This window comes from Streptomyces griseoviridis (assembly GCF_005222485.1).
Classification (GTDB): domain Bacteria; phylum Actinomycetota; class Actinomycetes; order Streptomycetales; family Streptomycetaceae; genus Streptomyces; species Streptomyces hintoniae.
In genome coordinates, this window is the sequence record NZ_CP029078.1 from 5,110,111 (window position 1) to 5,130,403 (window position 20,293).

The following is a 20,293-nucleotide window of genomic DNA, read 5'->3' on the forward strand; positions in this document are numbered from 1 at the left end:
ATGGCGACACTCCCCAACCCCCTGCCCAAGCTGGCGTCCGACCCGAGCGGGCGGTCGCTCGGGCTCCAACTCCCGCCCGGCAGGCTGCTGGACACCACGATCGACGGCCCCTGGCACGAGCCGCTGCTGTGGCGCGCCGACGTGCCCGCGGGTCCCGGCGGCTGGGCCGCGCTGGGCGCCCCGGCCGGGCGGGCCGGGCTGCTGCCGGTCCTCGTCGACCTCGGCTCGGGCCAAGGCGGCCCCGAGGACTGGGAGTTGGCGCCCGACCAGACGTCGTACCCGGGCGACCACGACGCCGAGGACGTCCTGGCGGAGCTGTGGGAGGCGTACGACGCAGGCGGCGCGGATGGTGAGGGCGGCGCGGAGTGGCCGGGGCTCGCGGACGCCCCCAAGCTGGTCGCCGATCCGGACACCCGGGCGGCCGAGGTCGCGGACACCCTCACCGAGGGGCTGCCCTGGCTGCGGCGGCCGCATCTGGCGCTGGTCCCGGCCCGCCGCAGCGCCGACATCCCGGCGGCCCTCGGCTGGTCGGGGCCCGTCGACCACGAGGAGGATGTCGCCCGCCTCTGCGCGGTGCTGCGCTCCTGGGAGGACCGCTTCGGGATACGGGTCGTCGCGCTCGGCCACGACCACCTCGCCGTCTCGGTTGCGGCCCCGCCGGCCGGCCCCGCGGAGGCGGAGGCACTCACCGCCGAGCACTACGCGTTCTGCCCGTACACGGTCCTGCCGGACGACGGCGCCACCCTGGAGTCGTACGCCCGGGGCCTGATCGGGGAGCGCCTCTGGCACTTCTGGTGGGACTGACGGACGGCCACCCCGACGGGCGGCCCGGACGGCGCCGGTCGGCACTGGGCCGCGCCGGTCGGCACCGGGCCGCGCCGGACGGCACCGGGCCGCGCCGGACGGCACTGGGCCGCGCCGGACGGCACCGGGCCGCCCGGACCGACCTCGGCCGCGCCGGACGGCACCGGGCCGCCCGGACCGACCCCGGCCGGTCAGAGCCTGTCGGGCGTCCTGATGCCCAGCAGGGCCATGCCCTGGTGCAGGGTCCTGGCCGTCAGGTCGATCAGGAACAGGCGGTTCTCCACCTGCTCGGGGGTGTCGGCCTTCAGGACCGGGCACTGGTCGTAGAACGTCGTCAGCGCCGACGCCAGCTGGTACAGGTACGCGGCCAGCTTGTGCGGCTCGTAGGACGCGCCCGCCTCCCGCAGCGTCTCCGCGAACCGGTCCAGGTGCAGGCCCAACGCCCGCTCCGCCGGGGCCAGTTCCAGTTCCGGGTGGGCGGCGGGACGGGCCTCGCCCGCCTTGCGCAGGATGGACTGGACGCGGGCGTACGCGTACTGGAGGTAGACCGACGTGTCGCCGTTGAGCGAGACCATCTGGTCCAGGTCGAACTTGTAGTCCCGCACCGCGGACGTCGACAGGTCGGCGTACTTGACCGCGCCGACGCCGACGTACCGGCCGTTCTCGACGATCTCGTCCTCGGTCAGGCCGACCTTCTCGGCCTTCTCCCTGACCACGGCCGTCGCCCGGTCGACCGCCTCGTCGAGCAGATCCTCCAGCTTGACGGTCTCACCCGCACGCGTCTTGAACGGCTTGCCGTCCTTGCCGAGGACCGTGCCGAAGGCCAACTGGTGCGCCTTCACCGTGTCGTTCAGCCAGCCGGCCCGCCGGGCGGTCTCGAAGACCATCCGGAAGTGCAGCGCCTGCCGGGCGTCGACCACGTACAGCAGGGTGTCCGCCTTCAGCCGGAAGACCCGGTCGCGGATCGCCGACAGGTCGGTGGCCGCGTAGCCGAAGCCGCCGTCGGACTTCTGCACGATCAGCGGGACCGGGTTGCCGTCCGGGCCCTTGATGTCGTCGAAGAACACGCACAGCGCGCCCTCCGAGCGGACCGCGACACCCGACTCCTCCAGGAGCCCGCACGTCTCGTGCAGCATGTCGTTGTAGCCGGACTCGCCGACGATGTCCTCGTCGTGGACCTCCATGTCCAGCTTCTCGAAGACGGAGAAGAAGTAGATCTTCGACTCGTCCACGAACCGCTGCCAGGTCGCCAGCGTGCGCGGCTCACCGGCCTGGAGGTCGACCACCCGGCGCCTGGCCCGGGTCTTGAACTCCTCGTCGGAGTCGAAGAGTTTGCGGGCGGCCTTGTAGAGGCGGTCGAGGTTGGACATCGCCTCCTCGCCGCTGACGCCGTCGCCGCCCTTGTGGTCCAGCTCGCTCGGGTGCTCGTCCAGGTACTGGATGAGCATGCCGAACTGGGTGCCCCAGTCGCCGATGTGGTGCCTGCGGACCACCTTCTCGCCCGTGAACTCCAGGATCTGCACCACCGCGTCGCCGATCACCGCGGACCGCAGGTGCCCGACGTGCATCTCCTTCGCCACGTTCGGCTGGGCGTAGTCGATGACCGTGGTGCCCGGCGCCTCGGCCCGCGGCACACCCAGGCGCGCGCCGTCGGCGGAGCGCGCGGCGAGGTTCGCCACGATCGCCCGGTCGCTGACGGTGACGTTGAGGAAGCCGGGCCCGGAGACCTCGACGTCCTTGATCAGCTCGTCCCCCGTGGCCACCTCGGAGACCACCCGCAGCGCCAGCTCCCGGGGGTTCGCCTTGGCCTTCTTGGCGAGCGCCAGGATGCCGTTCGCCTGGAAGTCAGCCCGGTCGCTTCGTCGCAGCAGCGGGTCCGCTCCGGCGGCCTCCGGCAGGGTGGCCGAGAGGGCGGACGCGAGCTGCTGCTGTACGGAGTCGCTGAGGGACGTGACCGAGGCCATGAAGTGGGAGCCGTTCTCCTCGTGGAATGGATAGACCCACCCAGTATTCCACGGGGGGTAAAGCCGTTTTCCCCGGTGCGGACCCGTCTGGGAGACTGGGGAGGTCAGCCGTGCGACCGTACCGGCTGCCCAAGAGGAAAGAAGGACGTGCCGATCGTGGCTCAGAGCACCGAGACCACCGACTGGGTCTCCCGTTTCGCGGACGAGGTCATCGAGGAGTCGGAGCGTCGGTCCCCGGGCAAACCGGTCGTCGTCGCGTCGGGTCTCTCGCCGTCCGGGCCGATCCACCTCGGCAACCTGCGCGAGGTCATGACCCCGCACCTGGTCGCCGACGAGGTGCGCCGCCGCGGCCACGAGGTGCGGCACCTGATCTCGTGGGACGACTACGACCGCTACCGCAAGGTGCCCGCCGGTGTCGCGGGCGTCGACGAGTCCTGGGCGGAGCACATCGGCAAGCCGCTCACCTCGGTCCCGGCCCCGGCCGGCTCCGCGCACCCGAACTGGGCCGAGCACTTCAAGGCCGCCATGGTCGCCTCGCTCGGCGAGCTGGGCGTCGAGTTCGACGGGATCAGCCAGACCGCGCAGTACACCTCGGGCGTCTACCGCGAGCAGATCCTGCACGCCATGAAGCACCGCGCCGACATCGACGCCGTGCTCGCCCAGTACCGGACCAAGCAGCAGCCGCCGAAGAAGCAGCAGCAGAAGGCCGTCGACGAGGCCGAGCTGGAGGCCGCCGAGGGGTCGGGCGCGGCCGACGAGGACGACGGCACCGGCTCCTCCGGCTACTTCCCGTACAAGCCGTACTGCGGCGGCTGCGGCAAGGACCTCACGACCGTCACCGGCTACGACGACGACACCACCGAGCTGACGTACACCTGCGCGGCGTGCGGCTTCTCGGAGACCGTGCGGCTGACCGAGTTCAACCGCGGCAAGCTGGTCTGGAAGGTCGACTGGCCGATGCGCTGGGCCTACGAGGGCGTGGTCTTCGAGCCCAGCGGCGTCGACCACTCCTCGCCAGGCTCCAGCTTCCAGGTCGGCGGGCAGATCGTCGGGATCTTCGGCGGCGAGCGGCCGATCGGGCCGATGTACGCGTTCGTCGGGATCAGCGGCATGGCGAAGATGTCCAGCAGCAAGGGCGGCGTCCCGACGCCCGCCGACGCGCTCCAGATCATGGAGCCGCAGCTGCTGCGCTGGCTGTACGCCAGGCGCCGTCCCAACCAGTCCTTCAAGATCGCCTTCGACCAGGAGATCCAGCGGCTCTACGACGAGTGGGACAAGCTCGACGCCAAGGTCGCCGACGGTTCCGCGCTCCCCGGTGACGTCGCCGCGCACGCCCGCGCGATCGGCACCGCCGCCGGTGAGCTGCCGCGCACCCCGCGCCCGCTGCCGTACCGCACACTGGCGTCCGTCGCCGACGTCACCGCGGGCCACCAGGACCAGGCGCTGCGCATCCTCAGCGAGCTGGACCCCGAGCACCCGCTGACCTCCCTCGCGGAGGCCAGGCCCCGCTACGACAGGGCCGAGGCGTGGATCAACACGCACGTCCCCGCCGACCAGCGGACCATCGTGCGCGCCGAGCCCGACGGGGAGCTGCTGAAGTCCCTCGACGACGCGTCCCTGCGCTCGCTGCGGCTGCTGCTCGACGGCCTGGAGGACCACTGGTCGCTCGACGGCCTGACGCACCTCGTCTACGGCGTGCCGAAGGTCCAGGCCGGCTTCTCCGCCGACGCGGGCCCCAAGGAGCTGCCGCCGGAGATCAAGACGGCCCAGCGGACGTTCTTCGCGCTGCTGTACCGGCTGCTGGTCAGCCGTGACACCGGTCCCCGGCTGCCCACGCTGCTGCTGGCGGTCGGGCAGGAGCGGGTGCGGGCCCTGCTCGGGCAGTAGTCAAGGACATGAGGAAGGGGCCCTCCACCGGTACGGAGGGCCCCTTCCTCATGGGCCTCATGGGCCTCGAGGGTCTCGTGGGCCTCGGGGGTCTCGTGTGGCTCATGTTCCTCGCGAGCCTCATGGGCGCGGCCGGCGCGGCCCGCGTCACGCGATGTGGTCCTCCTCCAGCTCCGCGTTGTAGCGGTTGGTGAAGGTGGTGACCAGGCGCTTCGTCTCCTCCGGGGGGAGGACGGTGCCGAACTCCGCCTCGATGTTCTCGCCGAACTCGCGCGGGGTCGGGTAGCTGCCGTCTATCGACTTCTTGAAGACCAGGTAGTAGTCGTCCACGTCCGGCTCGGTGCCGCCACCCGCGCCCAGCTCACGGGTACGGCCAGGACCCGACGGGATCTGGAACGTGCCGGTGTCCTCAGGGGAGGGCTCGGGCTCCGGGAGCTGCTCCTCGTCCTGCCGGGCGGGGAACTCCGGCTCCTGCTCCTGCCGCTGCGGCGGGAACCGCCGCTGCTCGAACCGGAGCTGCCGCGCGAACTGCTGCTCCTCTTCGTACCGCTGGGCCTGTTCGGCCTGCTCCTGCTCCGCGAACCACTCCCGGTACGCGGCATCCGGGTCGTACGTCGGGTCGTAGCCGCCCTGGTAGGCGACGGACTGCGGGTCCCGGGCCTGGAGCCACTGGCTGCGCGGCTCGGCCTCGGCGTACTCCTGTGCCTGTGCCTGTGCCTGTGCCTGTGTTTGCGGCTGCTGCGGCTGCTGCTGCCGGTCGCCTGGCTCGTCCGCGGTGGGCGCGGGGAGCTGCTCGCGAACCGGCGCCGGGGTGCTCTCCAGGGCGGGCGCGGCCTGCCGTTCCGGCTCGTGGGCCGCCTCGAGCCGGGGCGCAGGCGGCAGCAGGACCGGTTCGATCCCGGCCGCCGCGAGACCCGCGGGGGCCGTCTCCGCGAGCGGGACGCCGTAGCGGGCCAGCCGCAGCGGCATCAGGGACTCCACCGGCGCCTTGCGGCGCCAGGCGCGGCCGAACCGGGAGCGCAGCCTGGCCTGGTAGACCAGCCGCTCCTGCTCCAGCTTGATGACCTGCTCGTAGGAGCGCAGCTCCCACAGCTTCATCCGCCGCCACAGCAGGAACGTCGGCAGCGGCGAGAGCACCCAGCGGGTGATGCGGACGCCCTCCATGTGCCGGTCGGCCGTGATGTCGGCCATCCGCCCGATCGCGTGCCTGGCCGCCTCGACGGCGACCACGAAGAGCACCGGTATCACCGCGTGCATGCCGGTGCCCAGCGGATCGGGCCAGGCGGCGGCGCCGTTGAACGCGATCGTCGCCGCCGTCAGCAGCCACGCCGTCTGGCGCAGCAGCGGGAACGGTATCCGGATCCACGTCAGCAGCAGATCGAGGGCGAGCAGGACGCAGATACCCGCGTCGATACCGATCGGGAACACGTACGAGAAGTTCCCGAAGCCCTTCTTGAGGGCCAGTTCGCGGACGGCGGCGTACGAACCGGCGAAGCCGATGCCGGCGATGATCACCGCACCGGTCACCACCACGCCGATGAGAACGCGGTGCATCCGAGTCAGCTGTGGCGCGGCCACCCGTACTCCCCTCCCCTTGCGTGCTGTTGCGCGCAACAGGGTGGCACATGTGTGCGGCGGACGTGGAACGGCGGTGGTGCGGAGGTCAGTTCTTGTCGTCGGCGGCAGGAGACTTCGCGGACTCCGAGGACCCCGAGGACTTCGCGGACGCACCGGACTTCGAGGACTTGGCGTCCGACGGCGACGTGGACGGCTTCGCCGACGGGGACGCCGTCGCGGACTCGGAGGGTCCCTCGGCCGGCTGGTCCACCGTGTCGCCGTTGGCCGAGGCGACCGCCGCGACGACCTCCTTGGCCGCCTTCTGCGCGGACTTGGCGAGGGCGTCGGCGTCCGGGGTCTTCTCGCCCGCCAGTCCCGCGCCGTTGTAGTCGAGGGTGACGACGACGTTCTCGACCCGGGCGACGACCGTCTGCTGCTTGAAGGCGCCCTCCTTCTTCTTCAGGTCGTAGCCCACCGCGGTCGCCTGGTCGCCGGTGCCGGTCAGCGGCTGCGCCTTGGCGTTCTTGGCGCCCTCGACGGACTGGGCGTCACCGATCTGCTTCTGGTAGTACGCCTCGGCCAGCTTGTCGCCCTCGCCGCGGGTGACGTCCGACTCGAAGCGCAGCAGCGAGACGCTGAGCCAGCGGAACTGCGAGCCCTTGACGCCGTTGTCGTCGAGGCTGCTCCAGGAGCAACTGGTGCGCGCCTGCGTGTCGTTGGAGTTGCCCTCCTTGCCGGACGTGCCGGCCTTCGGGACGAGCGAGGACAGCGACTTCTTCGACAGCACCGCGCACGCGCCCGGCAGCTTGCGGTAGGCCGCGGGCTGGACGGTCGGGGAGGCGCTGACGGAGGGCGAGGCGGACGAGGCGCCGGCGTTCTTGCCGCCGCCCGAGTCGGCGCCGCTGTCGTCGGAGCCGGAGGAGCAGCCGGCCGCGAGCAGGACCAGCGGGACAGCCGTCGCGCCCACCAGGGCGCGGGTCAGGCGCTTCCCCCGCGGGGCGCGCGGGTCTCGTCGGGCATCTCGGTCCGCTGCTCGCTGCATGGTTCCTTCACTCATGACGCTGGTGGTTCCTGCCGTCGGATCGGTTCCGAGGGGCCACCGTACGCGGTGGGGCGGGAAGGCGGTCCTGTTCGGCCCGTTTCGCGCGGGGGGCGGCCCGGCGCCCGAGCGGCCCTCAGACGCCCAGCCTGCCGGCCAGCTGGACCGCCAGTTTCCTGGCCCTGTCCTGCATTTCCTTGCTGTCGGGGACCGTTTTGACGGTGACCGGCTGCTCGACGTACTCGACGGTCACGATGACGTTGGACGTGCGGAACGCCACAGTCACCGTGCGCTGCCTGGCCGTCGAACCCGCGCTGTTGAGGCCGTCGTCGAGGAACGCCTCGTCGCCGAGGCCGCCGAGGACCCGCGGCTGGAGGTCGGCCGGGGTCGCCGAGGAGGAGGCGGAGGCGGACGGCGAGCCGGTCGCCGAGGCGGACGCGGAGCCGTTGGGGGAGGGGCCGGCCGCGGTGCTCCCGGTCGGGCTGGGGCTCGCGGCCTCGGAGGCGGCGGGCTCGGGGAGGTGGGCGGCGTCCCTGCGGACCGCGAAGACCTCCTGGGCCTGGGTGTCGTCGCTGACGGAGTTGTCGTAGGAGACGACCCGTTCGAAGTCGACGAGGAGGTGGTCGGTGGCGTCCGCCGACTGGACCTTCCACCGGCAGCCGACCTTGCGGTCGGTGTCGTAGGTGAGGGTCGCCTCGCCCTCGTACGCCTTGTCCCGCAGCTCGTCGTCGGTCAGTTGCGGGATGCCGGGCAGCAGGGAGTCGAGGGTGCCGTGGCCGACCACCCCGCAGGGCTCGGGGAGCGTGCGGTACTTGCCCGGCTGGGGCGCCGCCGTGGCGGTGCCGCCGTCGCCCGGGTTGGCGTCGTCGGTCGACCCGGAACCGCCCGAGCCGCCGGTGCAGCCGGCCAGCAGTGCCGCCAGGAGCGCGGCGACACCGGGTACATAGGCCTTCCGCTGCACGGTCAGGCTCCTCTCGACGGGGGCGGGGTCGCCGTTCCTCCAGTGTCCCCGCTGGTTATTCGCTTGCCGTGGCGGGGTGACCGCTGGAGACAATGTCTATCGCACGCATGGCCGTGGATGCCGGTCCGCTGTCCCATTTCGCTGACCCTGGCACCGGTTTTGCGATTCAAGGCTTCTGTTGTGTATCGGGTGATATTCCCGAGCTGTTCCGGGGGTGTCGGGGAAAAAAGGGGGACGAGATGTCGTACGTGGAGATACCGGGGGCGCAGGTCCCCATCCGGATGTGGGCCGACCCGGCGTCGGTCGAGGACGTCGCGCTCCAGCAGCTGCGCAACGTCGCCACCCTGCCCTGGATCAAGGGCCTCGCCGTCATGCCGGACGTGCATTACGGCAAGGGCGCCACCGTCGGGTCCGTGATCGCCATGCGGGACGCGGTGTGCCCGGCGGCGGTCGGGGTGGACATCGGCTGCGGGATGTCGGCGGTGCGCACCTCGCTCACGGCGAACGACCTGCCCGGGGACCTCTCGCGGCTGCGCTCGAAGATCGAGCAGGCCATCCCGGTGGGGCGCGGGATGCACGACGACCCGGTCGAGCCCGGCCGCTTCCACGGCATGGCCACCGCCGGGTGGGACGACTTCTGGGGCCGGTTCGACTCGGTCGCCGAGGCGGTCAGGTTCCGGCACGAGCGGGCCGGGAAGCAGATGGGGACGCTCGGCTCGGGCAACCACTTCGTGGAGGTCTGCACCGACACCGGGGGCGCGGTCTGGCTCATGCTGCACTCCGGTTCCCGCAACATCGGCAAGGAGCTGGCCGAGCACCACATCGGCGTGGCCAGGGGACTCCCGCACAACCAGGGCCTGGTCGACCGCGACCTGGCCGTGTTCGTCGCGGACACCCCGCAGATGGCGGCCTACCGCAACGACCTGTTCTGGGCGCAGGAGTACGCCAGGCACAACCGCTCGATCATGATGGCGCTCCTGAAGGACGTGGTCCGGAAGGAGTTCAAGAAGGCGAAGCCCGTCTTCGAGCCGGAGATCAGCGCCCACCACAACTACGTCGCCGAGGAGCGCTACGACGGGATGGACCTGCTCGTCACCCGCAAGGGCGCGATCCGGGCCGGCTCGGGCGAGTTCGGGATCATCCCGGGTTCGATGGGCACCGGGTCGTACATCGTGAAGGGCCTCGGGAACGCGAAGTCCTTCAACTCCGCGTCGCACGGCGCCGGTCGGCGGATGAGCCGCAACGCCGCCAAGCGCCGCTTCTCCACCCGGGACCTGGAGGACCAGACCCGGGGCGTGGAGTGCCGCAAGGACTCCGGTGTGGTGGACGAGATCCCGGCCGCCTACAAGTCCATCGACCAGGTCATCGAGCAGCAGCGGGACCTCGTCGAGGTGGTGGCGAAGCTGAAGCAGGTCGTCTGCGTGAAGGGCTGAGGAGCCGGCTGCCCCCGCGGCAGCCGCAACGGCCGTGTCCGGCGCGCTACTTGGCGTGCCGGACCGCGTAGATCATCACGAACGCGACGATGTGGATGCCGAAGAGGAAGTACGCGAGGTAGTACCAGACGTACCGCTCGCGCTTCTTCTCCAGGTCGAGCCGGCCGCGTTCCTCGTCGCTCGTCATCACACGTCCCGGTGCACCTTCGTGTTCGACGCCTGGGCGCGCGGACGCAGCACCAGCAGATCGACGTTGACGTGGCTCGGGCGGGTGACCGCCCAGGCGATGGTGTCGGCCACGTCGTCCGCGGTCAGCGGCTCGGCGACGCCCTCGTAGACCTTCGCCGCCCGCTCCGCGTCGCCGCCGAAGCGGGTCAGCGCGAACTCGTCGGTCTTCACCATGCCGGGCGCGATCTCGATGACCCGCACCGGACGGCCGACGATCTCGAGCCGCAGCGTCTCCGCGAGGACGTGCGCGCCGTGCTTGGCGGCGACATAACCGCCGCCGCCCTCGTAGGTGCCGTGCCCGGCCGTCGACGAGACGACGACGACCGTGCCGTCGCCGCTCGCCTCCAGCTTCGGCAGCAGCGCCTGGGTGAGGTTGAGGGTGCCGATGACGTTCGTCTCGTACATCGTGCGCCAGTCGGCCGGGTCACCGGTGGCCACCGGGTCGGCGCCCAGCGCGCCGCCCGCGTTGTTCACCAGCACCCCGATCGTCCCGAACGCCGTCGCGAACTCGTCGACCGCGGCCCGGTCCGTGACGTCCAGCTGGTACGCCGTCGCCGCGCCGCCCGCCGCGCCGATCTCCTCGGCGACCGCCTCGATCCGGTCCTTGCGGCGCGCGGTCAGCACCACCCGGTACCCGGCGGCGGCGAGCCGCCGTGCGGTGGCCGCTCCGATGCCGCCGCTCGCACCGGTGACGACGGCGATGCGGGAGGTGGCTGCGGGGGCCATGGGCTGCTCCTGGGGGCTCGGCTGCGTGCTGCTCCCCTCAGATTAGGCGACCGTCAGCCGCCGTTCCTCGGCGCCCACATGATCACCGCCATGCCGGCCAGGCAGACCACCGCGCCCGTCACGTCGTAGCGGTCGGGCCGGTAGCCGTCGGCGGCCATGCCCCACAGGATCGAACCGGCGACGAAGATCCCGCCGTACGCGGCGAGGATCCGCCCGAAGTGGGCGTCGGGCTGGAAGGTGGCGACGAAACCGTAGGCGCCGAGGGCCAGGATGCCGCCGGTGATCCACAGCCAGCCCCGGTGCTCCCGCACCCCCTGCCAGACCAGCCAGGCCCCGCCGATCTCGAAGAGGGCGGCGACGACGAAGAGGGCGGCGGAGCGGGCGATCAGCATGGCAGCAGCCTCGCACGCCCCGCGTCACCCCTTGGACGGCGCCTGCCGGGTCCGTGACGTGGCATACATCGGTACGTCCGCCCGCGCGGGGCGAGTGAGGAGTGATGGCATGCGAACGGTACGGGGGATCACCGCGGCGGTGGCGGGGCTCGCGGCGGCCTGCGGGCTCGCGCCCCGGGCGGCGGCGGTCGGGGCGCCGGAGGCCGACCTCGCCTATCACGGTGCCGCGACCATGGCGGGCGGGCTGCTCGACGTGCGGGTCACGCCCCGCAACCACGGTCCTTCGGCGGTGCCGGAGACGTCCGTGCTGCTGCGCTGGTCCCGGCCGCCGGCCGACGGCCAGACGCTGCCCGCCGGGTGCGCGCGCTCCGGGGCGCGGGTGGTGCTGTGCCGGGTGGCGGCGCTGGCCGCGGACGACGTCGGCGAGGAGATCAGGCTCAGGGTCCGGCTGCGGGGAGCGCCGTCCGAGGTGCGGATGGACCTGGACACGGCGTGGAGCGGGGGAGCGGTGGACCGCAACCGGGACAACGACCGGCAGCGGGTGCTGGTGCTGGACACGGGGGACGAGTACCACTTCTGAGCACCGCGGCCGGGGGCCTCGGGGGCTGGGGAGCGCCGCTGCGGGGCGCCTCGGGGGCTGGGGAGCACCGCTCCGGGGCGCCTCGCGGGCTGGGGAGCGCCGCGGCCGGGCGCCACGGGGGCCGGGGAGCACCGCTCGCGAGCGGCCGGGGAATAGGGGTGGCCCTCTCGTCGTTGGGCGGTATAGTTGAACCGTCAACAACTTGGAGGGTGAGCGACCATGCAGTTCGGTATCTTCAGCGTCGGCGACGTCACGCCCGACCCCACCACGGGGCGGACGCCGACCGAGCGTGAGCGGATCAAGGCCATGGTCGCCATCGCGCTCAAGGCCGAGGAGGTCGGCCTCGACGTCTTCGCGACCGGCGAGCACCACAACCCGCCGTTCGTCCCCTCGTCCCCCACCACCATGCTCGGCTACATCGCGGCCCGCACCGAGAAGCTCGTGCTGTCCACCTCCACCACCCTGATCACCACCAACGACCCGGTGAAGATCGCGGAGGACTTCGCGATGCTCCAGCACCTGGCCGACGGCCGCGTCGACCTGATGATGGGCCGCGGCAACACCGGCCCGGTCTACCCCTGGTTCGGCAAGGACATCCGGCAGGGCATCAACCTCGCCGTCGAGAACTACGCCCTGCTGCACCGCCTCTGGCGCGAGGACGTCGTCGACTGGGAGGGCAAGTTCCGCACCCCGCTCCAGGGCTTCACCTCTACGCCCCGCCCGCTCGACGACGTCCCGCCGTTCGTCTGGCACGGCTCCATCAGGTCCCCGGAGATCGCCGAGCAGGCCGCCTACTACGGCGACGGCTTCTTCCACAACAACATCTTCTGGCCCGCCGACCACACCAAGCGGATGATCGAGCTGTACCGCGAGCGCTACGCCCACTACGGGCACGGCACCCCGGAACAGGCGATCGTCGGCCTCGGCGGCCAGGTCTTCATGCGCCGCGACTCGCAGGCGGCCGTGCGCGAGTTCCGGCCCTACTTCGACAACGCGCCGGTCTACGGGCACGGACCGTCCCTCGAGGACTTCACCGACCAGACCCCGCTGACCGTCGGCTCCCCGCAGCAGGTCATCGAGAAGACGCTGGCCTTCCGCGACTACGCGGGCGACTACCAGCGCCAGCTGTTCCTGATGGACCACGCGGGCCTGCCCCTGAAGACCGTCCTGGAACAGCTCGACCTGCTCGGCGAGGAGGTCGTGCCCGTGCTGCGCAAGGAGTTCGCGAACCACCGCCCGGCCGGCGTGCCGGACGCCCCCACCCACGCCTCGCTGCTCGCCGACCGCGAACGGGCCACCGGGGCGGCCGAGGGCGCCGGCACCCGGGCGGGCGCCGGGAAGGAGACCGTCGCATGAAGCTCGTCGTCGTCTCGGCGGGGCTGAGCGTCCCGTCCTCCACGCGGCTGCTGGCCGACCGGCTGGCCGCCGCCGTGGGGCGGCACACCCCCGTCGACGTCCAGGTCGTGGAAGTGCGCGAACTGGCCGTGGAGATCGCCCACGCCTTCACCAACGGCTTCCCCGGCAAGGCGCTGGCCGCCGCGCAGGACGCCGTGACCACGGCCGACGGGCTCGTCGTCGTCACCCCGGTCTTCTCCGCCTCCTACAGCGGGCTGTTCAAGTCGTTCTTCGACCTCCTCGACAAGGAGGCGCTGGCCGGGACGCCGGTGCTGATCGCCGCCACCGGCGGCACCGCGCGCCACTCGCTGGTCCTCGACCACGCCCTGCGCCCCCTCTTCTCCTACCTGAAGGCCGTCGTCGCGCCCACCGGCGTCTACGCCGCGTCCGAGGACTGGGGCGCCGAGGGCCTCGACGACCGCGTCGAACGCGCCGCGGCGGAGCTGTCCGCCCTGATGGCGGGAGCGGCGGCGGCCAGGCCCGCGAAGCCGGCCACCGCCGACGCCTTCGAGGTCGTGCCGTTCGCCGAGCGGCTGGCGGCGCTCGCCCCCACCGCCCCGCCCCGGGCCCGGGAGGACGCCAGGACCCAGGGGTGAGGAGACCGAGGGTGAGGAGACCGAGGGTGAGAAGACGGTAGGCGTCCCGCGCCCGCTGCCCCCGTCACGGTGAGAGCCGGGTAAAAAGGGTGATCGTAGGCCCGCTCGGCCCGGCTGATCCGGCCCCGCCCTTGGCACACTGGGTCCGTGTCCCAGACTGTGCTCCTCGCCGAAGACGACCGCGCCATCCGCCACGCCCTGGAACGGGCCCTGAGCCTGGAGGGCTACCAGGTCACCGCGGTCGCCGACGGCGTCGAGGCGCTCGCACAGGCCCACAGGACCCCGCCGGACGTCCTGCTCCTCGACGTCATGATGCCTGGCATCGACGGACTCCAGGTCTGCCGGGTGCTGCGCGCCGAGGGCGACCGCACCCCCATCCTCATGCTCACCGCGCTCGTCGAGACCGCCGACCGCATCGCCGGCCTCGACGCCGGCGCCGACGACTACGTCGTCAAACCCTTCGACGTCGAAGAGGTCTTCGCCCGGCTGCGCGCCCTGCTGCGCCGCACCGGCGCCGACCGGCCCGCGGGCGCGAGCCCGGCCGGCGCCCCCAAGGAGCCCGCGGGCCACGACCGGCAGATCGAGGCCGCCGGACTGCGGATGGACGTCCAGGCCCGCCGCGCCTGGCGCGACGAGACCGAACTCGAGCTGACCCGCACCGAGTTCGAGCTGCTGGAACTGCTGGTGCGCAACTCCGGCATCGTCCTCGACCACTCCACCATCTATGACCGCATCTGGGGCTACGACTTCGGCCCCGGCTCCAAGAACCTCGCCGTGTACGTCGGCTACCTGCGCCGCAAGCTCGACCGGCCCGGCGCACCGCAGCTCATCCACACGGTGCGCGGTGTGGGCTACGTGCTGCGGGAGGACTGAGTGGGCCGACTGCGGCGGCTGCTGGCCGGCCGGCGCCCCGGGCTGCGCTCGCTGCGGACCACGTTCGCCGTGTCGTTCGCGACGGTCGCCGCCGCCGTCACCGTCCTCGTCGGCGTGCTCTCCTACAACGCCGCCGCGCGACTCGTCCGCGTCGACCAGGAGACGGTGTTCGACCAGGTCGTCCAGGACGTCAGGGACGAGGTGCGCCAGCACCGGATGAACCCCGACGACTTCACCCCGTCCGCGCCCGGCCACAACGTCGTACGGCCCGCCCGCACCGACGTCCAGGTGCTCGGCCCCGACGGCACGGTCGTCGACGGCGGCCACCCGGGGCTCCCCGTCACCGCCGCCGACCGTGCCGTCGCCGGCGACCGGGCCGCCGGGCGGATCGTCGAGCACAAGGACGTCGACGTCGCCGAGGACGTCTACCGGGTCGCCACCGTCTCGCTCGGCGACGGACGCGGCGCGGTCCAGGTCGCCCAGGAGTTCAGCGACACCGAGGACCTGCTGCGGGCGCTCCAGCAGCGCACCCTCATCCTGATGGCCGCCGTCGTCACCGCGGCCGGACTCTTCGGCTGGTGGCTGGCCCGGCGCATCACCCGGCGCCTGATCATCCTCACCTCGGCAGCGGAGGACGTCGCCCGCACCCGCCGCCTCGGCATCGAGGTGCCGGTCACAGGCCACGACGAGGTGGGCCGCCTCGGCCGCGCCTTCGACCGGATGCTGGGCAGGCTCGCCCAGTCCGAGGAGGACCAGCGCCGCCTCGTCCAGGACGCCGGGCACGAACTGCGCACCCCGCTCACCTCGCTGCGCACCAACATCTCGCTGCTGCGCCGCATCGACGAACTCCCGCCCGCCACCCGGCTCGACCTGGTCGCCGACCTCTCCCAGGAGGCCCGCGAACTGACCGACCTGGTCAACGAACTCGTCGACCTCGCCGCCGGGCAGTCCGACAACGAACCCCCGCAGCGGGTGGACCTCGCCGACATCGCCGAGGACGTCGCCGGACTGGCCAGGCGCCGCACCGGACGCGACATCACGGTCACGGCGAGCGGCGACACCGGCACCGACGGGCGGCCTGCGATGCTCACCCGGGCCATCTCCAACCTGGTCGAGAACGCCGCCAAGTTCGACCCCGACCGGGGCGGCCCCATCGAGATCGACGTGACAGGACCCGCCCGCCCCGGCGCGGTCCGCGTCGCGGTCCTCGACCGGGGGCCCGGCATCGCCGAGTGCGACCTCGTCCGCGTCTTCGACCGCTTCTACCGCGCGGCCGACGCCCGCTCACTGCCCGGCTCGGGCCTCGGCCTTTCCATCGTCCGCGAGGTGGCACTGGCCCACGGCGGAGCCCCGTTCGCCCTGCGCAGGGAGGGCGGGGGTTCGGTGATCGGGTTCACGGTGGGCGGGGGAGCGGTGGGGGCCACCCGGGTCGGGGGGTGACGGGGGCGGGCGCGATGCCCGGCGCGGCTCGACGCGTGACCAGCGGCCCGAGCGTGCCGTCGTGGCGCGCGGCGAGATCGCGGGTCCTGGCAACGCCAGGCCGGACCTCCCGCGCCGGGTCGTCCGCGCAGGCCCGCGCCGGCACCGCCGTCCCGCGCGCCGCCTCCCGTTCCCTGCGGTCGCCGGTGGCGCTCTGCCGGTGGCCGCGGAGCAGTGTCCGCCCGCTGTCCACCGGGTTCGCGAGGCGGAACGAGTAGTTCATCAGGCGGGCGCTACGCCGGTGCGGCAGGGCCGTGGCCGGAAACCGCCAGAATTCCCGCACGGAGGGGATTCACCGGGCGCGCGGAGAAAACCCCGTGCGTCACCCGCCCGCCCGAGCGCAGAATCGCCCCCATGGCGGACATGAGGGCGTTCCGGAACGCCGTCACGGAGTGGGCGGCGGGCGGCCCCGGCGGAGCGGCGGACGGCCCCGGCGGAGCGGCGGCCGATGGCCCCGGGACAGCGCCGGGCGCCCCCGGTGAGGCGGCCGGTGAGGTGGCCGGCGAGCTGGCCGGGCTGCTGCCGGTGCGGACCGCGGTGCTCCTGGAGGGGCCGAGCGACGTCGCCGCCGTCGAGGCGCTCGCCGAGCGCACCGGGCGGGACCTCGCCGCCGAGGGCGTGTGCGTCCTGTCGATGGGCGGGGCGATGAACATCGCCCGCTACGCGGGACTGCTCGGACCGCCGGGGCTCGGGCTCGCGCTCGCCGGGCTCTGCGACGAGCGTGAGCGCGGCTTCTACGACCGCGGCCTGGAACGGGCGCACGCTTCGGGCCGGAACTTCTTCGTCTGCGTGAGCGACCTGGAGGACGAACTCGTCCGCGCCCTCGGCGTGCCACGGGTCGAGGAGGTGGTCCGCGTCGAGGGCGACCTCCCGGCCTGGCGGACCTTCGTGCGCCAGCCCGCGCAGCGGGACCGGTCCCCGCGGCAGCGGATGCGGCGCTTCCTCGGCACCAAGAAGGGCCGCAAGATCCGCTACGGCCGCCTCCTCGCCGAGGCCCTCGACCCGGCGCAGGTACCGGTCCCGCTGCGACGGCTGCTGACGAGCCTGTGAGAGAGCCCCGACGCGGGCGGTGCCGACGCGGGCGGTACCGACTCGGGCGGTGTCACGTGGAGATCGTCGTCACCGCGTCGACCCCGTAGGTGCGGGCGTACCCGTTCTCCGTACCGACCAGCAGGTCGACGACCTCGAAGTAGCGGTCCCAGAACGTGGTTTCGCGCAGCGCGTCGACGAGGAGCTGGTACGCCTCGTGGTCGTCCGCCTCCCAGACCCAGACGTCGGTGACGCGCGCGGAGTAGAACTCCGTGTCGTAGAACCGGGACCGGACGCCGCTGGTCTTCGCCTTGACGGCCGGGACGACCTGCTCGGTGAAGGCGGCCACCCGCTCCTCGACGGTCATGGCGAGCCATTCAGGGGTGGTCTTGACGAGCATGAACGCCGTGACGGGCGGCGCGGTTCGGGTGGTGGACATGGGGGTGCTCCTCAGATCGGGCGTCAAGTGATGTCTGCGGTGGGGGAGTTCAGGAAAGGACGGCGGGCTTCAGGGTCCGCTCGCACCACTGCGCGAACGTGGTGGGGGACGCCGTGTCCGCGGTGCGGGCGACCCCCGCGTCCAGGCCCTGGTCCTTGGCCGACTTCATGTCGACGATCCCCTGCACGAACGCGGGGTCGAGGCCGTAGCCGGTCAGGGTCGTGTACACCTCGTCCAGTGGCTCGCGCTCGTAGCGGACGGGGCGGCCGAGCCGCTCCGTCATGATGCGGGCGAGGTCGTCGGGGGAGAGGTCCTCGGGGCCGAGGACCGGGACGCTGTCCGTGCCGGTCCACGAGCGGTCGAGGAGCAGACCGGCGGCGACGGCCGCGATGTCGTCGACGGCGACGAGCGGGGCCTTGCGGCCGGCGTCGACGGAGTCGGTGAAGACACCCTTCTCGCGGATCGAGTCGGCCTCCTCCAGGAGGTTCTCGAAGAAGGACGGGTTGGCCAGCGCCCGGTACGCGGCACCGGTGCCGGCGAGCAGGTCGTCCATGGCGAAGGTCGCGGTGACGAGACCGGCCCGGTCGGCGACCGGGGTGCCGCGGCCGAGCGCGGAGACCCCGACGACGTGACCGACGCCATGGGCGGCCAGGGCCCGCGCGGCGGGCCGGGTGAAGCCGGTGTAGGCCGCGTCGGGGGTGCGGGAGGCGTCCGGGGGCACCAGCCAGAAGACGGCGTCGGCGCCCGCGAAGGCCCGGTCGACGACCTCGGCGTCGCCGTGCGAGCCGGTGACCACGTCGACGCGGTCGCGGACGGCGTCCGGGAGCCGGGCGGGATCGCGGACGATCACGCGGAGTTCCTCGCCCGCGGCGGGGGCGGACTCCAGGAGTCGGGAGAGCAGCCGGCGGCCGATGTTCCCGGTCGGGGCGGTGATGACGATCATGCGAACCTCGCAGGTCGTGGGGGTGGGTACGCCCCTCATCCTGCGGAGTCCCCCCGTGTTGCCACAATGGGAACTTCAGCACGGAATCATTGACTGAAATGGAATGATGCTGGTGAACAGCGCAGATCCGGTCATCGACGCCAATCTCGCCGTAGCGCTCGATGCCCTGCTGGCCGAGAACAGCGTGACCCGCGCCGCCGCGCGGCTGCACACCTCGCCCGCCGCCATGAGCCGCACCCTGGCCAGGCTGCGCCGCGTCCTCCAGGACCCGCTGCTGGTCAGGGCGGGCCAGACGATGGTCCCCACACCGCGCGCCCAGGCCCTGCGGGAGGAGGCGGCCGCGGTGGTGCGCGGCCTCGGCGAGCTGCTCAGCCCCGGTAGCGGGGTCGACCCCGCGACCCTGCGCAGCACCTTCACCGTCCAGGCGGCCGACCTGGTCGGCGCGGCGCTGGCCCCGGGGCTGCTGCGACTGGCCCGGCGGGAGGCGCCGGGCGTCTCGTTCCGGCTGCGGGCCGAGGAGCTGGAGGCCGGCCCCGCCCTGCGCCTCGGCCGGATCGACCTGGAGGTCGGAGCCATCGACCACGCCGACCCGGAGACCCGGGTCGAGGAACTGGTCAGCCTGCGCATGATGGCGGCCGTCCGCCCCGGCCACCCCCTCACCGAGGCGCCCCTGACCCCGGCCGCGCTGGCCGCCGCCGAACACGTCACGGTCAGCCGCCGCGGGCGCTTCACCGGGCCCCTTGACACCGCCCTGGCCGAACACGGCCTGCGGCGGCGGGTGAGCGTCGTCCTGCCGGGCCACCTGCCCGCGATGACCCTCGCGGCCCGCAGCGACCTCGTCTGCCTGGTCCCCGCCGCCCTCCCCGGCGCGACCCCGTCCCCCCTCACCGACGAGGCGACGACCCTGGGCCTGACCCTCCTCGAAATCCCCCTGACGCTCCCCCCGTTGAAGATGGGAATGGCCTGGCACCCCCGCCACGCGGCGGACGGAGCCCACCACTGGCTCCGCGGGGCGGTGAGGCGGGCACTGAACGCGACGGCTGGACAGGCCGGTTGACGAGAAGTCACGGCAGGAAACGGATATCCCGAACCCGCGAGGCCGCTCGTGCGGCGGCACATTCCGGCCCCGAGCGCCGGGCCGCGCTGTGGGTGGAGACCGCCCGCGCCTACAGTCAGCGGGGCAGGCTCGCCGAGGGCTACCAGGCCCTGCGTATCGCCGAGAGCTGCGCGGCACAGGACATCCGCCGCCCGGCCGTACGCGAACTGGTCGCCGACATGGCAGCCCGCGACCGCCGCCGGGCCCTGCCCGAACTGCACCACTTCAGCCGCCGACTGGGAGTGCCCGCGTGAGTGATCAGCCCGACAAGCCGTTCCTGCAGATCGTGGTGTGCGCGGCCGGGGTCGCCGCCGACGTCGGCAAGCTGATCACCGCGGCACAGGAACGCCGCTGGGACGTCGGTGTCATCGCCACCCCACAAGGACTCGGCTTCCTCGACGTGGAGGTGGTCGGGACCCAGACCGGCCGCCCCGTCCGCTCGGCCTGGCGGTCACCGGGTGAACCGCGCCCGACCCGGCCCGCGGACGCCATCGCGGTCGCCCCGGCCAGCTTCAACACCGTCAACAAGTGGGCCGCCGGGATCTCCGACAATCTCGCCCTGGGCGTCCTGTGCGAAGCACCCGCCATGGACATCCCGGTCGCCGTGCTGCCGTACCTGAACTCGGCCCAGGCCGCCCACCCCGCGTACCGCCAGAGCCTGGAACGGCTCCGCGGTATGGGTGTCCTGATCGGCTCGTACGAACCGCATCGGCCGAAGGCCGGCGGCGGGGCCGACCGCTACCGCTGGGAGGAAGCCCTGGAACTCCTCGCGCCCAAGCTGTCCGCCCCGGCCTGATCGCCCCCCCCCGCCTGAAATGGGCGCCGCCGTGTCGGTGAACCCTGCGGTGGCCGAGCGATGGCCGCCGCCCGGT

Annotated in this window: 21 protein-coding genes and 1 pseudogene; 12 read left to right on the forward strand and 10 right to left on the reverse strand. The window is 72.8% G+C overall.

The window, feature by feature from the left end; translation table 11 throughout:
* A complete protein-coding gene (locus DDJ31_RS22015) occupies nt 1–804 on the forward strand; it encodes a DUF4253 domain-containing protein (RefSeq protein WP_127178622.1) in 804 nt (267 codons plus the stop codon).
* A gap of 191 nt (nt 805–995) precedes the next feature.
* Here DDJ31_RS22015 and argS read toward each other — a convergent pair whose 3' ends face one another.
* Nucleotides 996–2,768 (reverse strand): arginine--tRNA ligase, encoded by a 1,773-nt coding sequence (argS, locus tag DDJ31_RS22020; RefSeq protein WP_127178621.1) that lies wholly within the window; start codon nt 2,766–2,768, stop codon nt 996–998.
* A gap of 147 nt (nt 2,769–2,915) precedes the next feature.
* Between argS and lysS the strand changes: the two genes are divergently transcribed.
* The gene (lysS, locus tag DDJ31_RS22025) at nt 2,916–4,655 is read left to right on the forward strand and encodes a lysine--tRNA ligase (protein WP_127178620.1); all 1,740 of its coding nucleotides are present in this window, start codon (nt 2,916–2,918) and stop codon (nt 4,653–4,655) included.
* Nucleotides 4,656–4,802: 147 nt separating this feature from the next.
* On the opposite strand, the gene DDJ31_RS22030 is transcribed toward lysS, so the two are convergent.
* From DDJ31_RS22030 to DDJ31_RS22040, 3 genes are all read right to left on the reverse strand, one after another.
* The gene (locus tag DDJ31_RS22030; RefSeq protein ID WP_171480878.1) at nt 4,803–6,209 is read right to left on the reverse strand and encodes a DUF2637 domain-containing protein; all 1,407 of its coding nucleotides are present in this window, start codon (nt 6,207–6,209) and stop codon (nt 4,803–4,805) included.
* Between the two features lie 109 nt (nt 6,210–6,318).
* Nucleotides 6,319–7,254, reverse strand: a complete 936-nt coding sequence (locus DDJ31_RS22035; RefSeq protein ID WP_127178619.1) for a DUF3558 domain-containing protein — start codon at nt 7,252–7,254, stop codon at nt 6,319–6,321.
* 133 nt (nt 7,255–7,387) lie between these two features.
* Nucleotides 7,388–8,212: a DUF3558 domain-containing protein gene (locus tag DDJ31_RS22040; protein WP_171480879.1), complete on the reverse strand. Its 825-nt coding sequence runs from the start codon at nt 8,210–8,212 to the stop codon at nt 7,388–7,390.
* Nucleotides 8,213–8,451: 239 nt separating this feature from the next.
* On the opposite strand from DDJ31_RS22040, the gene DDJ31_RS22045 reads away from it, so the two are divergent.
* Nucleotides 8,452–9,645 (forward strand): RtcB family protein, encoded by a 1,194-nt coding sequence (locus DDJ31_RS22045; RefSeq protein WP_127178618.1) that lies wholly within the window; start codon nt 8,452–8,454, stop codon nt 9,643–9,645.
* Nucleotides 9,646–9,691: 46 nt separating this feature from the next.
* On the opposite strand, the gene DDJ31_RS22050 is transcribed toward DDJ31_RS22045, so the two are convergent.
* Genes DDJ31_RS22050 through DDJ31_RS22060 form a run of 3 tightly spaced genes read right to left on the reverse strand, consistent with a single transcriptional unit; the run spans nt 9,692 to nt 10,991 of the window.
* Nucleotides 9,692–9,832: a hypothetical protein gene (locus DDJ31_RS22050; RefSeq protein WP_164784915.1), complete on the reverse strand. Its 141-nt coding sequence runs from the start codon at nt 9,830–9,832 to the stop codon at nt 9,692–9,694.
* Nucleotides 9,832–10,599: an SDR family NAD(P)-dependent oxidoreductase gene (locus DDJ31_RS22055; protein WP_127178617.1), complete on the reverse strand. Its 768-nt coding sequence runs from the start codon at nt 10,597–10,599 to the stop codon at nt 9,832–9,834. The genes DDJ31_RS22050 and DDJ31_RS22055 overlap by 1 nt, the downstream gene beginning before the upstream one ends.
* Before the next feature lie 53 nt (nt 10,600–10,652).
* Entirely contained in the window at nt 10,653–10,991 is a 339-nt protein-coding gene (locus DDJ31_RS22060) for a YnfA family protein (RefSeq protein ID WP_127178616.1), read from the reverse strand.
* 109 nt (nt 10,992–11,100) lie between these two features.
* Here DDJ31_RS22060 and DDJ31_RS22065 point away from each other — a divergent pair, with 109 nt between their 5' ends.
* From DDJ31_RS22065 to DDJ31_RS22085, 5 genes are all read left to right on the forward strand, one after another.
* Nucleotides 11,101–11,571, forward strand: coding sequence for a hypothetical protein (locus DDJ31_RS22065; protein ID WP_127178615.1), 471 nt, complete (start codon nt 11,101–11,103; stop codon nt 11,569–11,571).
* Between the two features lie 219 nt (nt 11,572–11,790).
* Nucleotides 11,791–12,927, forward strand: a complete 1,137-nt coding sequence (locus DDJ31_RS22070) for an LLM class flavin-dependent oxidoreductase (protein WP_127178614.1) — start codon at nt 11,791–11,793, stop codon at nt 12,925–12,927.
* A complete protein-coding gene (locus DDJ31_RS22075) occupies nt 12,924–13,562 on the forward strand; it encodes a CE1759 family FMN reductase (protein WP_127178613.1) in 639 nt (212 codons plus the stop codon). Before DDJ31_RS22070 ends, DDJ31_RS22075 begins: the two co-directional genes overlap by 4 nt.
* Before the next feature lie 159 nt (nt 13,563–13,721).
* Complete coding sequence (locus tag DDJ31_RS22080; RefSeq protein ID WP_127182659.1) at nt 13,722–14,435, forward strand: response regulator transcription factor; 714 nt, start codon at nt 13,722–13,724, stop codon at nt 14,433–14,435.
* Complete coding sequence (locus DDJ31_RS22085; RefSeq protein WP_171480881.1) at nt 14,436–15,875, forward strand: sensor histidine kinase; 1,440 nt, start codon at nt 14,436–14,438, stop codon at nt 15,873–15,875.
* Here the strand turns inward: DDJ31_RS22085 and DDJ31_RS22090 are convergent.
* Nucleotides 15,829–16,137: a hypothetical protein gene (locus tag DDJ31_RS22090; RefSeq protein ID WP_171480882.1), complete on the reverse strand. Its 309-nt coding sequence runs from the start codon at nt 16,135–16,137 to the stop codon at nt 15,829–15,831. The genes DDJ31_RS22085 and DDJ31_RS22090 overlap by 47 nt on opposite strands.
* A 131-nt stretch (nt 16,138–16,268) precedes the next feature.
* On the opposite strand from DDJ31_RS22090, the gene DDJ31_RS22095 reads away from it, so the two are divergent.
* Nucleotides 16,269–16,964, forward strand: a complete 696-nt coding sequence (locus DDJ31_RS22095) for a TOPRIM nucleotidyl transferase/hydrolase domain-containing protein (RefSeq protein ID WP_127178612.1) — start codon at nt 16,269–16,271, stop codon at nt 16,962–16,964.
* A 52-nt stretch (nt 16,965–17,016) separates the two neighbouring features.
* On the opposite strand, the gene DDJ31_RS22100 is transcribed toward DDJ31_RS22095, so the two are convergent.
* Nucleotides 17,017–17,382, reverse strand: coding sequence for a darcynin family protein (locus DDJ31_RS22100; RefSeq protein ID WP_127178611.1), 366 nt, complete (start codon nt 17,380–17,382; stop codon nt 17,017–17,019).
* Between the two features lie 49 nt (nt 17,383–17,431).
* A complete protein-coding gene (locus DDJ31_RS22105) occupies nt 17,432–18,325 on the reverse strand; it encodes an NAD(P)H-binding protein (RefSeq protein WP_127178610.1) in 894 nt (297 codons plus the stop codon).
* Between the two features lie 103 nt (nt 18,326–18,428).
* Here DDJ31_RS22105 and DDJ31_RS22110 point away from each other — a divergent pair, with 103 nt between their 5' ends.
* The 3 genes and pseudogenes from DDJ31_RS22110 to DDJ31_RS22120 all read left to right on the forward strand — a co-directional run bounded on the left by DDJ31_RS22110 (nt 18,429) and on the right by DDJ31_RS22120 (nt 20,217).
* On the forward strand, nt 18,429–19,382 hold the full coding sequence (locus tag DDJ31_RS22110; RefSeq protein WP_164784914.1) for a LysR family transcriptional regulator: 954 nt from the start codon (nt 18,429–18,431) through the stop codon (nt 19,380–19,382).
* Nucleotides 19,383–19,412: 30 nt separating this feature from the next.
* A pseudogene (locus DDJ31_RS22115) lies at nt 19,413–19,675 on the forward strand (helix-turn-helix domain-containing protein); the annotation flags it as partial.
* Entirely contained in the window at nt 19,672–20,217 is a 546-nt protein-coding gene (locus DDJ31_RS22120; RefSeq protein ID WP_127178608.1) for a flavoprotein, read from the forward strand. The pseudogene DDJ31_RS22115 and the gene DDJ31_RS22120, both read left to right, overlap by 4 nt.
* Nucleotides 20,218–20,293 lie beyond the last annotated feature (76 nt).

Excerpts from the sequence above, each read along its gene's own strand:
- DDJ31_RS22060 (WP_127178616.1), bottom strand. The coding sequence starts at position 10,991 with ATGCTGATCGCCCGCTCCGCCGCCCTCTTCGTCGTCGCCGCCCTCTTC.
- DDJ31_RS22070 (WP_127178614.1), top strand. The coding sequence starts at position 11,791 with ATGCAGTTCGGTATCTTCAGCGTCGGCGACGTCACGCCCGACCCCACC.
- DDJ31_RS22100 (WP_127178611.1), bottom strand. The coding sequence starts at position 17,382 with ATGTCCACCACCCGAACCGCGCCGCCCGTCACGGCGTTCATGCTCGTC.
- DDJ31_RS22105 (WP_127178610.1), bottom strand. The coding sequence starts at position 18,325 with ATGATCGTCATCACCGCCCCGACCGGGAACATCGGCCGCCGGCTGCTC.
- DDJ31_RS22110 (WP_164784914.1), top strand. The coding sequence starts at position 18,429 with ATGATGCTGGTGAACAGCGCAGATCCGGTCATCGACGCCAATCTCGCC.
- DDJ31_RS22050 (WP_164784915.1), bottom strand. The coding sequence starts at position 9,832 with ATGACGAGCGACGAGGAACGCGGCCGGCTCGACCTGGAGAAGAAGCGC.
- DDJ31_RS22035 (WP_127178619.1), bottom strand. The coding sequence starts at position 7,254 with ATGCAGCGAGCAGCGGACCGAGATGCCCGACGAGACCCGCGCGCCCCG.
- DDJ31_RS22015 (WP_127178622.1), top strand. The coding sequence starts at position 1 with ATGGCGACACTCCCCAACCCCCTGCCCAAGCTGGCGTCCGACCCGAGC.
- DDJ31_RS22055 (WP_127178617.1), bottom strand. The coding sequence starts at position 10,599 with ATGGCCCCCGCAGCCACCTCCCGCATCGCCGTCGTCACCGGTGCGAGC.
- DDJ31_RS22095 (WP_127178612.1), top strand. The coding sequence starts at position 16,269 with ATGGCGGACATGAGGGCGTTCCGGAACGCCGTCACGGAGTGGGCGGCG.
- DDJ31_RS22065 (WP_127178615.1), top strand. The coding sequence starts at position 11,101 with ATGCGAACGGTACGGGGGATCACCGCGGCGGTGGCGGGGCTCGCGGCG.
- DDJ31_RS22045 (WP_127178618.1), top strand. The coding sequence starts at position 8,452 with ATGTCGTACGTGGAGATACCGGGGGCGCAGGTCCCCATCCGGATGTGG.
- argS (WP_127178621.1), bottom strand. The coding sequence starts at position 2,768 with ATGGCCTCGGTCACGTCCCTCAGCGACTCCGTACAGCAGCAGCTCGCG.
- DDJ31_RS22030 (WP_171480878.1), bottom strand. The coding sequence starts at position 6,209 with ATGCACCGCGTTCTCATCGGCGTGGTGGTGACCGGTGCGGTGATCATC.
- DDJ31_RS22075 (WP_127178613.1), top strand. The coding sequence starts at position 12,924 with ATGAAGCTCGTCGTCGTCTCGGCGGGGCTGAGCGTCCCGTCCTCCACG.
- DDJ31_RS22090 (WP_171480882.1), bottom strand. The coding sequence starts at position 16,137 with ATGAACTACTCGTTCCGCCTCGCGAACCCGGTGGACAGCGGGCGGACA.